Raw genomic sequence first — 14,215 nt, 5'->3', positions numbered from 1 at the left:
CCCCGACCATCACAGGTGTAGTTTTCAGGGAGATATAGCGAATAGAAGGACAAAAACCACAATGTCGCGAAGGAGCGGAGTGTAGCAGCTTTTGTGACGTGGCGCATAAAATATCCCCGGTGATGGCTCGACGTATACTGGAATCAGGCATAATCTTAATCAATCGATTGATTAATTTTTAATGCTGCTATGAATACAACCCCAACGACAACCAAAGGCGAACAGGCGAAAAGTCAGCTTATCGCCGCCGCGCTGGCGCAGTTTGGCGAGTATGGTCTGCATGCCACCACGCGGGATATCGCCGCCCAGGCCGGGCAGAATATTGCGGCCATCACCTACTATTTTGGCTCAAAAGAGGATTTATACCTCGCCTGCGCCCAGTGGATCGCGGATTTTATCGGCACCAGCTTTCGCCCGCACGTGGAAGAAGCCACCGCGCTGTTCAGCCAGCCAGAGCCGGACCGGGCTGCCGTCCGCCAGTTGATCCTTAACGCCTGTCACAACATGATCCGCCTGCTGACGCACGACGATACGCTGAACCTGAGCAAATTTATCTCCCGCGAGCAGCTCTCCCCCACTGCCGCGTACCAGCTGGTGCACGATCAGGTGATCGCCCCGATGCACGGCCATCTGACCCGGCTGATCGCCGCCTATACCGGACGGGACGCCAGCGATACCGACACCATTTTGCATACCCACGCCCTGCTGGGCGAAGTGCTCGCCTTCCGTCTGGGGCGTGAGACCATCCTGTTACGTACGGGCTGGACACAATTCGATGAGGATAAAGCCGCGCAAATTAGCCAGGTCATTACCTGTCACGTTGATCTGATCCTGCAAGGCTTAACGCAAAGGAGCCTGAAGTCATGAAAAAACCTGTCGCCATCATTCTGGTGGTTGTTGTGTTACTTGCTGCGGGAATCGGTGGCTGGCTGTGGTATCAGAGCCAGCAGGATCGTGGCCTGACGCTGTACGGCAACGTGGATATCCGCACCGTGAACATGAGCTTCCGCGTCGGCGGGCGGCTGGCCTCGCTGAACGTTGACGAAGGCGATGCCATCAAAGCCGGGCAGACGCTGGGGATGCTGGACAAAGCCCCGTTTGAGAACGCGCTGATGCAGGCAAAAGCAGGCGTTTCCGTTGCACAGGCGCAATACGACCTGATGCTGGCGGGCTACCGTGACGAAGAGATCTCCCAGGCGGCCGCTGCCGTTAAGCAGGCAAAAGCCGCCTATGACTATGCGCAGAATTTCTATAACCGTCAGCAAGGCTTATGGAAAAGCCGCACTATTTCCGCCAACGACCTGGAAAACGCGCGCTCATCCCGCGACCAGGCGCAGGCAACGCTGAAATCTGCCCAGGATAAGTTAAGCCAGTACCGCACCGGTAACCGTGCGCAGGACATTGCCCAGGCGAAGGCCAGCCTTGAGCAGGCGCAGGCGCAGTTAGCCCAGGCGGAGCTGGATCTGCACGACACCACGTTAGTCGCCCCGTCTGACGGCACGCTGATGACCCGCGCCGTGGAGCCGGGCAGCATGCTCAGCGCGGGCAGCACCGTGTTAACGCTCTCCTTAACCCGTCCGGTGTGGGTGCGCGCTTACATTGATGAGCCAAATCTTGGCCAGATGCAGCCGGGCCGCGAACTGCTGCTCTATACCGACGGTCGCCCGGACAAGCCGTATCACGGCAAAGTGGGCTTCGTCTCTCCTACCGCCGAGTTCACGCCAAAAACCGTTGAAACCCCGGACCTGCGTACCGACCTGGTGTATCGCCTGCGCATCATCGTCACCGATGCGGACGACGCGCTGCGTCAGGGCATGCCTGTTACCGTGACCTTAAACGACGGGGAACGACATGAATGATGCGGTTATCCAGCTCAATAATCTGGTCAAACGCTTCCCGGGAATGGCTAAACCGGCGGTCGCGCCGCTGAACTGTACGATCCAGAAAGGCTATGTGACCGGGCTGGTGGGGCCGGACGGCGCGGGCAAAACCACGCTGATGCGGATGCTGGCGGGATTGCTGAAGCCGGATGAAGGCAGTGCCAGCGTGCTTGGCCTCGATCCGATCAAAGACGACGCGGCGCTCCACGGCATACTCGGCTATATGCCGCAGAAGTTTGGTCTGTACGAAGATCTGACGGTAATGGAAAACCTGAACCTGTATGCCGATCTGCGCAGCGTTACCGGCGAAACCCGGCAGAAAACCTTTGAGCGTCTGCTGGCGTTTACTTCCCTCGGCCCGTTCACCGACCGGCTGGCGGGCAAACTTTCCGGCGGGATGAAGCAGAAGCTGGGGCTGGCCTGCACGCTGGTGGGCGAACCGAAGGTGCTCTTGCTGGATGAACCCGGCGTGGGCGTGGACCCGATTTCCCGCCGCGAGCTGTGGCAGATGGTGCACGAGCTGGCGGGTGACGGGATGCTGATCCTCTGGAGCACCTCCTACCTCGACGAAGCAGAACAGTGCCGCGACGTGCTGCTGATGAATGAAGGCGAACTGCTCTATCAGGGCGAACCTACCGAGCTGACGCAAACCATGGCCGGGCGCAGTTTTCTGCTGCACAGCCCGCAGGAATCCAACCGCACGCTGCTGCAACGGGTGCTCAAGCTGCCGCAGGTGAGCGACGGGATGATTCAGGGCCGTTCGGTGCGCGTGATCCTCAAAGAAGAGACTACCGCCGACGATATCCGCCGTGCGCAGGGGATGCCTGAGATCGACATGACAGAGACCGCGCCGCGCTTTGAAGATGCGTTTATCGATCTGCTGGGCGGGGCGGGAACCTCAGAATCACCGCTTGGTGCCATCCTGCACACGGTGGAAGGCACGCCGGGCGAAACGGTCATTGAAGCGAAATCGCTCACCAAAAAATTCGGTGATTTCGCCGCCACCGATAACGTCAATTTTGCCGTGAAGCGCGGTGAGATCTTCGGCCTGCTCGGGCCGAACGGCGCGGGAAAATCCACCACCTTTAAAATGATGTGCGGCCTGCTGGTACCGACGTCCGGCAAAGCGCTGGTGCTGAACATGGATCTCAAAGTCAGCTCCGGCAAGGCGCGCCAGCACCTGGGCTATATGGCGCAGAAGTTTTCGCTCTACGGCAACCTGACGGTGGAGCAAAATCTGCGATTTTTCTCCGGCGTCTACGGCCTGCGGGGACGGGCGCAGAATGAGAAGATCGGCCGCATGTGCGACGCCTTCGGCCTGACCGATATCGCCTCACACGCGACCGACGCGCTGCCGCTTGGCTTCAAACAGCGGCTGGCGCTGGCCTGCTCACTGATGCACGAGCCCGATATTCTGTTTCTGGATGAACCGACTTCGGGCGTTGACCCCATTACCCGCCGCGAGTTCTGGCTGCATATCAATAGCATGGTGGAAAAAGGCGTGACCGTGATGGTCACCACCCACTTTATGGACGAGGCGGAGTATTGCGACCGTATCGGGCTGGTCTATCGTGGCAAGCTGATTGCCCACGGCACGCCGGATGACCTGAAAGCGCAGGCCGCCGACGACGCGCAGCCAGACCCGACCATGGAGCAGGCGTTTATTACCCTCATCCACGACTGGGATAAGGAGAATACTCATGCGCAGTAACGCCCTTTCCTGGCGCCGGGTGCGCGCCCTGTGCGTCAAAGAGACGCGGCAGATTGTGCGTGACCCCAGCAGCTGGCTGATTGCGGTGGTGATCCCCCTGCTGCTGCTGTTTATTTTCGGCTACGGGATTAACCTCGACTCCAGCAAGTTGCGGGTCGGGATCCTGCTGGAGCAACAGAGCGAAGAGGCGCTGGACTTTACCCACGCCATGACCGGCTCGCCCTACATCGATGCCACCATCAGCGACAACCGGCAGGAACTGATCCAGAAAATGCAGGCCGGAAAAATTCGCGGTCTGATCGTCATCCCGGTCGATTTCGCCGCCAACATGGCACGCCCGGGCGCCGATGCCCCGATTCAGGTGATCACCGACGGCAGCGAGCCAAACACCGCCAACTTCGTGCAGGGCTACGCGGAGGGTATCTGGCAGCTCTGGCAGATGCAGCGCGCCGAAGACCGGGGGGAAAAGTTTGAACCGCTGATTGACGTGCAGACGCGCTACTGGTTTAACCCTGCCGCCATCAGCCAGCACTTTATTATTCCGGGGGCGGTGACGATTATCATGACGGTGATTGGCGCGATCCTCACCTCGCTGGTGATCGCCCGCGAATGGGAGCGCGGCACCATGGAGGCGCTGCTCTCCACCGAAGTGACGCGCGTCGAGCTTTTGCTCTGCAAGCTGATCCCCTACTACTTCCTCGGCATGCTGGCGATGCTGCTCTGTATGCTGGTCTCGGTATTTATTCTTGGCGTGCCGTACCGCGGCTCGCTGGTGCTGCTGTTCTTTATTACCAGCCTGTTTTTGCTCAGCACGCTGGGGATGGGTCTGTTAATTTCCACCATCACCCGCAACCAGTTTAACGCCGCGCAGGTGGCGCTTAATGCCGCCTTCCTGCCGTCGATTATGCTCTCCGGCTTTATCTTCCAGATAGACAGTATGCCAGCGGTGATCCGCGCCGTGACCTACATCATTCCGGCGCGCTACTTTGTCAGTACCCTGCAAAGCCTGTTCCTGGCGGGGAATATTCCGGTGGTGCTGATCATCAATACCCTGTTTTTGCTGGCGTCGGCGGTGATGTTTATCGGGCTGACGTGGATGAAAACCAAAAGAAGATTAGATTAGCCATCGGATTTTGTAGGTCGGGTAAGCGCAAGCGCCACCCGACAGGAGGACGACGCGATGTTTCACCGTTTATGGACATTGATCCGCAAAGAGCTGCAATCCTTGCTGCGCGAGCCGCAGACCCGCGCCATTCTGGTGCTGCCGGTGCTGCTTCAGGTTGTACTGTTTCCGTTTGCCGCCACGCTGGAGGTCACCAACGCCACCATCGCCATTTACAACGAAGACAACGGCAAGCATTCCGTCGAGCTGACGCAGCGTTTCGCCCGCGCCAAAGCCTTTACCCATGTCCTGCTTCTGGAAAGCCCGCAGGCGATCCAGCCCACCATCGACATGCAGAAAGCATTATTGCTGGTGCGCTTCCCGGCGGACTTCTCCCGCAACCTGGACACCTTCCAGACCGCGCCGATGCAGCTGATCCTCGACGGACGTAACTCCAACAGCGCCCAGATTGCGGCGAACTATTTGCAACAGGTGGTGAAGGATTACCAGCAGGAGCTGATGGCGGGCAAACCCAAACCCAACAACAGCGAGCTGGTGGTGCGCAACTGGTACAACCCGAACCTGGACTACAAATGGTTTGTGGTGCCGTCGCTGATCGCCATGATCACCACCATTGGCGTGATGATTGTCACCTCGCTGTCCGTGGCGCGCGAACGTGAGCAAGGTACGCTGGATCAGCTGCTGGTCTCGCCGCTCGCCACCTGGCAGATTTTTGTCGGCAAGGCGGTGCCGGCACTGATTGTCGCGACGTTCCAGGCCACCATCGTGCTGGGGGTGGGAATATGGGCGTACCAGATCCCGTTTGCCGGATCGCTGGCGCTGTTTTACTTCACGATGGTAATTTACGGCCTGTCGCTGGTGGGGTTTGGGCTGCTGATTTCCGCGCTCTGCTCAACGCAGCAGCAGGCGTTTATCGGGGTGTTTGTCTTTATGATGCCGGCGATCTTGCTTTCAGGGTACGTTTCGCCAGTGGAGAACATGCCGGTGTGGTTACAGGATTTGACGTGGATAAACCCGATTCGTCACTTCACGGATATCACCAAGCAAATCTATCTGAAGGATGCGAGTCTGGATATTGTATGGGGAAGTTTGTGGCCGCTACTGGTCATCGCGGCCACAACGGGCTCAGTGGCCTATGCGATGTTTAGACGAAACATCGCGTAGCTTTTTCTCTTTGGTGAGTAACGACACCACCGCAGGCCCTGCGAGGATAGCCAGACCCGCCAGGGCCAGCAGCAGGTTGTTTTGCAGCACGCGTGACAACAGCCACAGGACGATCATTGCCGCACCAAAATACCAGGTGGTGGTGAGCTCTTCGAGCACATCACCCACTTCACGCCAGCGCGCGTCGTGGTGACGCTGTAAAAACAGCATCGACAGCACGGTCACGCCGTAAACCACACATAACCCTAAGCCGACGCGCACCAGCGTGCCGCTCATCCAGCCCATCACCAGTACGGCCACGACCAGTAAATGCAACATTATCTGCCAGCAACTCAAACCGGTTGCGACACGAACGCGTTGTTGCCACTTCATGGCTTCTCTCCTGAAGGATTTTTCTCTGCTAATTCAGACTACCGCACTTTACGGAAAATTCCGTAACGCCGCATCTTTTTGTGACGCCTACTACACTTTATTTTCATCGGGATAGTCACCCAGGAAGGTGTTTATGAGCAAAAAAACGCAGCATTTCTCGCTTAAGGTGCTGACGATAAACATTCATAAGGGCTTCACAGCATTTAACCGCCGCTTCATTTTACCGGAGCTGCGCGACGCGGTACGCACCGTCAGCGCCGATATTGTCTGCCTCCAGGAGGTCATGGGCGCGCACGAAGTGCACCCGATGCATTTCGAAAACTGGCCCGACACGCCCCATTACGAGTTTCTGGCGGATACTATGTGGAGCGATTACGCCTACGGGCGCAATGCGGTCTACCCGGAGGGGCATCACGGAAACGCGGTGCTGTCGCGTTTTCCTATCGAGCATTATGAGAACCGGGACGTCTCCGTTGGCGAGAGCGAAAAACGCGGGCTGTTATACTGTCGTATCACCCCCCCGGCGCTCGATTTTCCCATTCATGTAGGCTGTGTTCATCTTGGCCTGCGTGAAGCCCACCGTCAGGCCCAGCTACAGATGCTGGCAGACTGGACCAATGCGCTGCCGGAGGGCGAGCCCGTGGTGGTGGCCGGTGATTTCAACGACTGGCGACAGCGGGCCAACCATCCTTTGAAGGTGAATGCGGGGCTGGAAGAGATTTTCACCCGCGCACGCGGTCGTCCCGCGCGGACGTTTCCGGTGCGCTTCCCCCTGCTGCGCCTTGACCGTATCTACGTAAAAAATGCCCACGCCAGCAGCCCGACGGCGCTGGCTCTACTCAACTGGCGACATCTCTCCGACCATGCCCCACTCAGCGCGGAGATCCACTTATGAAATGCACATGGCAGGAAGGTAACCGTATTACGCTGCTGGAAAATGGCGATAACTACTATCCGGCGGTTTTTGAGGCGATTAGCCACGCGCAGCAGAAAGTCTTTCTGGAAACGTTTATCTGGTTTGAAGACGACGTGGGCAGGCAGTTGCACAGCGCCCTGCTGCATGCCGCCCGTCGCGGTGTAAAAATCGAGGTTCTGCTCGACGGATATGGTTCGCCGGATCTCAGCGACGAATTTGTTAACGAGCTCACCGCCGCAGGGGTGGTTTTCCGCTATTACGATCCCGGCCCGCGTCTGTTCGGCATGCGCACCAACCTGTTCCGTCGAATGCACCGCAAAATTGTGGTGGTGGATGAAACGGTGGCCTTCGTTGGCGGCATTAACTACTCCGCCGAGCATATGTCGGATTACGGTCCTGAGGCCAAACAGGATTATGCAATCCGCATTGAGGGGCCGGTAGTTCAGGATATCCAGCTGTTCGTGCTGGAAAACTTACCCGGCAAAGAGGCCGCTCGCCGCTGGTGGCGACGCCGTCATCGTCCGGAAGAGAACCGCAAGCCCGGCGAGGCGCAGGCGTTGTTTGTCTGGCGGGATAACGAGGAGCACCGGGACGATATCGAGCGTCATTACCTGAAGATGCTGGCGAACGCGAAGCGCGAGGTGATTATTGCCAACGCCTATTTCTTCCCCGGTTACCGGATTTTGCACGCCATGCGCAACGCGGCCCGACGCGGCGTGAGCGTGAAGCTTATCGTGCAGGGTGAGCCCGATATGCCAATTGTGAAGGTGGGCGCGCGTCTGCTCTATCGCTATCTGGTCAAAAGCGGCGTGCAGATCTATGAATATCGCCGCCGTCCGCTGCACGGCAAAGTCGCCGTGATGGATGACCACTGGGCGACCGTTGGCTCCAGCAACCTTGATCCGCTGAGCTTATCGCTCAATCTGGAAGCGAACCTCATCATCCACGATCGCCAGTTTAATCAGACCCTGCGCGATAACCTTCAGGGTCTGATCAATAAAGACTGCGTGCGGGTGGATGAGTCCATGGTGCCGAAACGCAGCTGGTGGAACGTGGGCATCGGCGTGGTGGTGTTCCACTTCCTGCGCCACTTCCCGGCCATGGTGGGCTGGCTGCCCGCGCATACGCCGAAACTGGCGCTGGTGGATCCGCCTGTGCAACCCGAAATGGAAACCCAGGACCGCGTAGAGGCGGAAGATGGAGGGAAAACCTGATGTCGAAATCTCATCCTCGCTGGCGGCTGGCGAAAAAAATCCTGACCTGGCTGTTCTTCATTGCCGTCGCGGTCCTGCTGGTGGTGTATGCCCAGAAGGTGGACTGGGAAGAGGTGTGGAAGGTTATTCGCAACTACAACCGGACAGTCCTGCTGGGAGCCGTTGGGCTGGTGATTGTGAGCTACCTGATGTACGGCTGCTATGACCTGTTAGGGCGCGCCTACTGCGGGCACAAGCTGGCAAAGCGGCAGGTCATGCTGGTGTCATTCATCTGCTACGCCTTTAACCTGACGCTGAGCACCTGGGTGGGCGGGATTGGTATGCGCTATCGCCTGTACTCCCGCCTTGGCTTACCGGGCGGCACCATCACGCGTATTTTCTCCTTAAGCATCACCACCAACTGGCTGGGCTATATTCTCCTCGGCGGGGTGATTTTCGCCATCGGCGTGGTGCAGCTACCTGCGCACTGGTATATCGATGAGGCCACGCTGCGCATTCTGGGCATCGTACTGCTGCTGATCATCGCGGCCTACCTGTGGGCCTGCGCCTTTGCCAAACGTCGCCACATGACCATTAAAGGCCAGAAGCTGGTGCTGCCGTCATGGAAGTTTGCCGTCCTGCAAATGGTGGTTTCCAGCGCTAACTGGATGGCGATGGGGGCCATTATCTGGCTGTTGATTGGCGAAGATGTGAACTACTTCTTCGTGCTGGGCGTGCTGCTGGTAAGCAGTATTGCCGGGGTGATTGTGCATATTCCGGCGGGTATTGGCGTACTGGAAGCGGTGTTTATCGCGCTGCTTGCAGGGGAGCATGTGTCTCACGGGACGATTATCGCCGCCCTGCTCGCGTACCGCATGATCTACTACTTCCTGCCGCTGGCGCTGGCAACGGTCTGTTATCTGGTGCTGGAGAGTCGGGCGAAGAAGCTGCGCGCGAAGAACGAGAGGATGTTAGCGAAGTGAGTTGTGTCGGGTAGCGCTGCGGTCTGATGCCCTCACCCCGGCCCTCTCCCACGGGGAGAGGGAGAAAAGCCCGCACCGTGCAATCCCCTCTCCCTGAGGGAGAGGGTTAGGGTGAGGGGAAATAACTAGCGACGGTTGCCGAAGATACGCAGCAGCATCAGGAACAGGTTGATGAAATCCAGATAAAGCGTCAGCGCGCCCAGAATCGAGTATTTGCGCAGGTTTGAACTGTCGCGAACATCAATTTGTTCACCGATGTTTTTCAGCTTCTGGGTGTCATAGGCGGTTAAGCCCACGAAGATCACCACCCCGATATAGGTCACCGCCCACATCAGCGCGTCACTCTTCAGCCACAGGTTCACCAGCGACGCCAGCACAATCCCAATCAGCCCCATAAACAGCATGTTGCCGAAGCCGCTCAGGTCACGTTTGGTGGTGTACCCGTACAGGCTCATCACACCGAACATCCCGCCGGTCACCACAAACGTGCTGGCGATGGAAGAGTAGGTGTAAACGATGAAAATACTGGAAAGCGTCAGCCCGGTCAGCGCCGAATAGAGCATAAACAGCGTGGTCGCCATACCCGCGCTGAGCTTATGCACCAGCCCGGAGAGCACGAACACCAGCGCCAGTTGCGCAATAATCAGCCCAAAGAAGGTGATTTTGCTGGAGAAGATAAACATCATCAGTTCAGGCGTATTTGCCGCATACCACGCGATAAACGCGGTAAGCAGCAGGCCAACCGTCATCCAGCCATACACCTGAGCCATGTAGGTTTGCAGCCCGCTACGGGTCTGCTGAACTATCGAATCGGAACGCGGAAATCGGTCCATGATTCACTCCTGATTAAGTAAACACACACGTTAAGACTAACACATCCACGTAAACCTGTTACCAGCGGCTGGCAGCCTGTTTGTCGCTGTCGCGCGATTCCACCCAGCGCTCACCTTCCGGCGTCGCTTCACGCTTCCAGAACGGCGCTTTGGTTTTAAGGTAATCCATGATGAACTCCCCCGCCGCAAAAGCACTCCCGCGATGGGCGCTGGTGACGCCGACAAACACAATCTCTTCGCCGGGCCACATTTCGCCGATGCGATGGATAACCGTAACGCGCCCCAGCGGCCAGCGGCCTCGCGCCTCTTCCACAATGGCCGCCAGCGATTTTTCGGTCATTCCCGGATAGTGCTCCAGCGTCAGCGCTTTTACGCTGTCGCCGAGATTATGATTACGCACTTTCCCGGTAAACGTCACGACCGCGCCGTCTTCGTCGCGCCCGGCCAGCCAGTCATATTCCGTGCCCACGTTAAAACGCTCATGGCTGACCAGAATTCGGGTTTCCGTCATCTTAACCCCCTGTAACTGGCGGGAAGAAGGCCACTTCGTCCCCATCGGCCAGCGGGTGGGTCAACTCCACCAGCGTCTGGTTCACGGCGGCCAGCAGTTTGCCTTCGTCCAGCGCCAGCGCCCAGCGGTCGCCTTGCGCCGCCAGATGCGCACGCAGGGCGGCGACGTTTTCGAAAGCGCCGTCCAGCGTCAGGCTGTCGGTATTCACCAGCTCACGGACTTGGGCAAAAAAGAGCACATTAATCATGGCTTTCCACCTTAAAATCACCGGATTTGCCGCCGCTTTTTGCCAGCAGACGCACCGGGCCAATCACCATATCTTTCTGTACCGCTTTACACATGTCGTAGATGGTCAGCGCCGCCACGGAGGCCGCCGTCAACGCCTCCATCTCCACGCCGGTTTTCCCGGTTAAGCGGCACAGGGACTCGATACGCACGCGGTTATGCGCCGGCTGCGCCTGCAAATTTACCTCCACTTTGCTGAGCATCAGCGGATGGCAGAGCGGGATGAGGTCCCAGGTACGTTTAGCGGCCTGAATACCGGCGATGCGGGCGGTGGCAAACACGTCACCCTTGTGATGGCTGCCGTCGATAATCATCGCCAGCGTCTCCGGCAGCATGGTGACGAACGCTTCAGCACGCGCCTCGCGCACCGTTTCGGCTTTGGCGGAGACATCCACCATATGCGCTTCGCCAGCGGCGTTTATGTGGGTCAGTTGTGACATAGCTTATTTCTTTAAATGGGGATGAAAATTACACGGACGGGTACGGGCATCCAGCTGCGGGGCAATAATGTTTTCCCACGCGGTGCGGCAGGCTTTGGTCGACCCCGGCATGGCGAAGATCAGCGTCTTGTTCGCCACCCCCGCAACGGCACGGGACTGAAGCGTAGAGGTGCCAATCTCTTCAAACGAGAGCATGCGGAACACTTCGCCGAAGCCTTCCACTTCGCGATCGAACAGCGGGAGCAGCGCTTCCGGCGCCTGGTCGCCTGCGGTAAAGCCGGTGCCGCCAGTGATCAGCACCACCTGGACGTCATCACCCGCAATCCACTGTGAGACCTGAGCGCGAATGGCGTAACGGTTTTCTTTGACGATCGCTTTATCAACAATCTGGTGTCCGGCCTCGTGTGCCGCCTCGCGCAGCCAGTGGCCGGAGGTATCATCCTCTTCACCACGACGATCGGAAACGGTAAGAATAGCAATGCGTGTCGGGATAAATTCCGCGCTTACCTGACTCATCTTCTGGTTCCTTCTAAAGCCTGATTACCCGCCGATATAGGACAGGTTCTGAGTAATGCCGGTGTTGCCCTGATGCAGGAAATGGGTCTGCTTTTTGTGCGTCAGCGCCTCGGAAATACGTGCTTCAAGCGCGTCCTGCTGGGCGTCATCTTCCAGCAAATCGCGCAGATCGACGCCGCCATCCCCGAACAGGCAAAGATGGAGCTTGCCGACGGAGGAGACGCGCAGGCGGTTGCAGCTGGCACAGAAGTCTTTTTCATAGGGCATGATCAGGCCGATTTCGCCTTCATAATCCGGATGACAAAAGACCTGCGCCGGGCCATCGCTGCGCTGGCGGATCTGGTGGATCCAGCCGCGTTTCAGCAGTTCGTCGCGCAGAACCATGCCGGAGATATGATGGCGACGGAACAGCTCGCTGCCCTCCCCGGTCTCCATCAGCTCAATAAAACGCAGTTGAATGCGGCGCGGTTTGATCCACGCCAGGAAGGTGTCCAGCTGATGGTGGTTCACATCACGCATCAACACGGTATTGACTTTGACCTTGTCGAAACCGGCGGTGAACGCGGCATCGATGCCGTCCATCACCTGCTGGAACTTGTCCTGGCCGGTAATGGCGTGGAACTGACGGGCGTCCAGGCTATCGACGCTGACGTTGATCGCCGTCAGCCCCGCATCGCGCCAGTTCGCCACGTCACGCGCCATGCGGTAACCGTTGGTGGTCACCGCAATCTGGCGGATACGTTCGTTTTCACGCACGGCGGCAATGATGTCAGGGAAATCACGGCGCAGGGAGGGTTCGCCTCCGGTCAGACGCACTTTTTCCGTGCCGAGTTCAGAGAACGCGCGCGTGACGCGTCGTACTTCATCCACGGAGAGAAAGCCATTATTGGTGACGCTGCCCGGCTTGTAGCCATCGGGCAGGCAGTAGGTGCAACGGAAGTTACACACGTCGGTAATCGACAAACGTAAGTAGAAAAACTTACGCGCGAAAGCATCAGTAAGTTGTGAAGCCATGTACACCTTTCCAGATCGGGAGGCACAGTCATTTCTTTCTGTACCCTGGTGGCAAATCCGCCACGGCCAGGGCGCCATATCTCTCGACACAGGCGCCAAGGCTAGAGTGTATGTTTTCAGTTTTGAAAACGTGGTTATGGCGATAGTAGCGTGGAAATCGCGACTTCGCCATTGTCGCTTTTCGCTATATAAATTTATACATAACGATGTTATCGTGCATTTTCACTACAGGATACGCAAAAACAGCGCTTTCGCATTGATATACGTCATTATGGATTGTGAGAGGCATCGTCTTTTAGGAGTAGTTGCGTTACTGTGACGCAAGCTTAACAGGATAAGGAATTGGTATGCCCAATCGCACTTTTGCGGATCTGGACCGCGTGGTCGCTCTTGGCGGAGGTCACGGTCTGGGACGCGTGATGTCGTCGTTATCGTCACTGGGCTCGCGCCTGACGGGCATCGTGACAACCACGGACAACGGCGGCTCAACCGGGCGGATCCGACGTGCTGAAGGCGGGATTGCCTGGGGTGACATGCGCAATTGCCTCAACCAGCTCATCACGGAGCCAAGCGTGGCCTCGGCAATGTTTGAGTACCGTTTTGGCGGGAATGGCGAACTTTCAGGCCATAACCTTGGAAATCTGATGTTAAAGGCGCTGGATCACCTGAGCGTGCGCCCTCTGGAAGCGATCAATTTAATTCGTAACCTGTTAAAGGTGGATGCATTCCTGATCCCGATGTCTGAACAGCCGGTGGATTTAATGGCGATCGATGCCGACGATCACGAAGTGTATGGTGAAGTGAATATCGACCAGCTTCTTCTGCCGCCAAAAGAGCTGATGACCTACCCCAGCGTACCCGCAACGCGTGAAGCGGTAGAAGCGATTGCCGAGGCCGATCTGATCCTGATTGGGCCAGGAAGTTTTTATACCAGCCTGATGCCGATCCTGCTCGTTAAAGAGCTGGCGCAGGCGCTGCGCAGAACGCCTGCGCCCATGGTCTATATCGGTAATTTAGGCCGCGAACTCAGCCCGGCGGCGGCAAGCCTGTCGCTGGCGGATAAGCTGGACCTGATGGAACAGTACGTTGGTAAGAAAATTATCGATGGTGTCGTGGTCGGGCCGAAAGTGGATGTATCGGGGATTGGCGATCGCGTGGTGGTGCAGGAGCCGCTGGAAGCCAGCGATATTAAATATCGCCACGACCGCCATCTGCTGCGCGAGGCGCTGGAGAAGGCGATTCAGGCATTAGGTTAGGTTCGTTTTGTGCGGCCT

Annotated in this window: 16 protein-coding genes and 1 riboswitch; of the genes, 9 read left to right on the top strand and 7 right to left on the bottom strand. The window is 57.7% G+C overall.

The window, feature by feature from the left end; translation table 11 throughout:
• The first annotated feature begins 189 nt into the window (after nucleotides 1–189).
• The 5 genes from cecR to ACOTW6_RS15380 are packed head-to-tail and all read left to right on the top strand — an operon-like array spanning nucleotide 190 to nucleotide 5,878.
• Nucleotides 190–867, top strand: coding sequence for a transcriptional regulator CecR (cecR, locus tag ACOTW6_RS15400; RefSeq protein WP_213788868.1), 678 nt, complete (start codon nucleotides 190–192; stop codon nucleotides 865–867).
• On the top strand, nucleotides 864–1,859 hold the full coding sequence (gene hlyD, locus ACOTW6_RS15395) for a secretion protein HlyD (RefSeq protein ID WP_023296152.1): 996 nt from the start codon (nucleotides 864–866) through the stop codon (nucleotides 1,857–1,859). Before cecR ends, hlyD begins: the two co-directional genes overlap by 4 nt.
• Nucleotides 1,852–3,591, top strand: coding sequence for an ATP-binding cassette domain-containing protein (locus ACOTW6_RS15390; RefSeq protein ID WP_062932155.1), 1,740 nt, complete (start codon nucleotides 1,852–1,854; stop codon nucleotides 3,589–3,591). Before hlyD ends, ACOTW6_RS15390 begins: the two co-directional genes overlap by 8 nt.
• The gene (locus ACOTW6_RS15385) at nucleotides 3,581–4,714 is read left to right on the top strand and encodes an ABC transporter permease (RefSeq protein WP_047740623.1); all 1,134 of its coding nucleotides are present in this window, start codon (nucleotides 3,581–3,583) and stop codon (nucleotides 4,712–4,714) included. The genes ACOTW6_RS15390 and ACOTW6_RS15385 overlap by 11 nt, the downstream gene beginning before the upstream one ends.
• Nucleotides 4,715–4,771: 57 nt before the next feature.
• Nucleotides 4,772–5,878 carry an ABC transporter permease gene (locus tag ACOTW6_RS15380; RefSeq protein ID WP_062932157.1) on the top strand — a complete coding sequence of 369 codons (1,107 nt, stop codon included), beginning with the start codon at nucleotides 4,772–4,774 and terminating at the stop codon, nucleotides 5,876–5,878.
• On the opposite strand, the gene ACOTW6_RS15375 is transcribed toward ACOTW6_RS15380, so the two are convergent.
• A complete protein-coding gene (locus tag ACOTW6_RS15375) occupies nucleotides 5,840–6,250 on the bottom strand; it encodes a YbhQ family protein (RefSeq protein WP_003858499.1) in 411 nt (136 codons plus the stop codon). The two genes, ACOTW6_RS15380 and ACOTW6_RS15375, sit on opposite strands and share 39 nt — an antisense overlap.
• A 133-nt stretch (nucleotides 6,251–6,383) precedes the next feature.
• Here ACOTW6_RS15375 and ACOTW6_RS15370 point away from each other — a divergent pair, with 133 nt between their 5' ends.
• The 3 genes from ACOTW6_RS15370 to ACOTW6_RS15360 are packed head-to-tail and all read left to right on the top strand — an operon-like array spanning nucleotide 6,384 to nucleotide 9,342.
• A complete protein-coding gene (locus tag ACOTW6_RS15370) occupies nucleotides 6,384–7,145 on the top strand; it encodes an endonuclease/exonuclease/phosphatase family protein (RefSeq protein WP_047053083.1) in 762 nt (253 codons plus the stop codon).
• Nucleotides 7,142–8,380, top strand: coding sequence for a cardiolipin synthase ClsB (clsB, locus tag ACOTW6_RS15365; RefSeq protein WP_047364663.1), 1,239 nt, complete (start codon nucleotides 7,142–7,144; stop codon nucleotides 8,378–8,380). The genes ACOTW6_RS15370 and clsB overlap by 4 nt, the downstream gene beginning before the upstream one ends.
• On the top strand, nucleotides 8,380–9,342 hold the full coding sequence (locus tag ACOTW6_RS15360; RefSeq protein ID WP_062932159.1) for a lysylphosphatidylglycerol synthase domain-containing protein: 963 nt from the start codon (nucleotides 8,380–8,382) through the stop codon (nucleotides 9,340–9,342). Before clsB ends, ACOTW6_RS15360 begins: the two co-directional genes overlap by 1 nt.
• A gap of 125 nt (nucleotides 9,343–9,467) precedes the next feature.
• On the opposite strand, the gene ACOTW6_RS15355 is transcribed toward ACOTW6_RS15360, so the two are convergent.
• From ACOTW6_RS15355 to moaA, 6 genes are all read right to left on the bottom strand, one after another.
• Nucleotides 9,468–10,175 (bottom strand): Bax inhibitor-1/YccA family protein, encoded by a 708-nt coding sequence (locus tag ACOTW6_RS15355; RefSeq protein ID WP_015571081.1) that lies wholly within the window; start codon nucleotides 10,173–10,175, stop codon nucleotides 9,468–9,470.
• 58 nt (nucleotides 10,176–10,233) lie between these two features.
• Nucleotides 10,234–10,686 carry a molybdopterin synthase catalytic subunit MoaE gene (gene moaE / locus ACOTW6_RS15350; protein WP_062932160.1) on the bottom strand — a complete coding sequence of 151 codons (453 nt, stop codon included), beginning with the start codon at nucleotides 10,684–10,686 and terminating at the stop codon, nucleotides 10,234–10,236.
• A 1-nt stretch (nucleotide 10,687) separates the two neighbouring features.
• Nucleotides 10,688–10,933 carry a molybdopterin synthase sulfur carrier subunit gene (moaD, locus tag ACOTW6_RS15345; protein ID WP_062932161.1) on the bottom strand — a complete coding sequence of 82 codons (246 nt, stop codon included), beginning with the start codon at nucleotides 10,931–10,933 and terminating at the stop codon, nucleotides 10,688–10,690.
• A complete protein-coding gene (gene moaC, locus ACOTW6_RS15340) occupies nucleotides 10,926–11,411 on the bottom strand; it encodes a cyclic pyranopterin monophosphate synthase MoaC (protein WP_017384934.1) in 486 nt (161 codons plus the stop codon). Before moaC ends, moaD begins: the two co-directional genes overlap by 8 nt.
• Before the next feature lie 3 nt (nucleotides 11,412–11,414).
• Nucleotides 11,415–11,927, bottom strand: a complete 513-nt coding sequence (gene moaB / locus ACOTW6_RS15335) for a molybdenum cofactor biosynthesis protein B (protein WP_045334163.1) — start codon at nucleotides 11,925–11,927, stop codon at nucleotides 11,415–11,417.
• A 24-nt stretch (nucleotides 11,928–11,951) separates the two neighbouring features.
• Complete coding sequence (gene moaA / locus ACOTW6_RS15330) at nucleotides 11,952–12,941, bottom strand: GTP 3',8-cyclase MoaA (RefSeq protein WP_017384935.1); 990 nt, start codon at nucleotides 12,939–12,941, stop codon at nucleotides 11,952–11,954.
• Nucleotides 12,929–13,062, bottom strand: a riboswitch (molybdenum cofactor riboswitch). Its footprint overlaps the gene before it by 13 nt.
• A gap of 226 nt (nucleotides 13,063–13,288) precedes the next feature.
• Between moaA and yvcK the strand changes: the two genes are divergently transcribed.
• Complete coding sequence (gene yvcK, locus ACOTW6_RS15325) at nucleotides 13,289–14,197, top strand: uridine diphosphate-N-acetylglucosamine-binding protein YvcK (protein WP_121479181.1); 909 nt, start codon at nucleotides 13,289–13,291, stop codon at nucleotides 14,195–14,197.
• Nucleotides 14,198–14,215 lie beyond the last annotated feature (18 nt).

This window comes from Enterobacter cloacae complex sp. IR5403 (genome assembly GCF_049238705.1).
In the GTDB taxonomy this organism is placed as follows: domain Bacteria; phylum Pseudomonadota; class Gammaproteobacteria; order Enterobacterales; family Enterobacteriaceae; genus Enterobacter; species Enterobacter hormaechei_C.
This window is presented reverse-complemented; position numbering and strand designations above follow the sequence as displayed.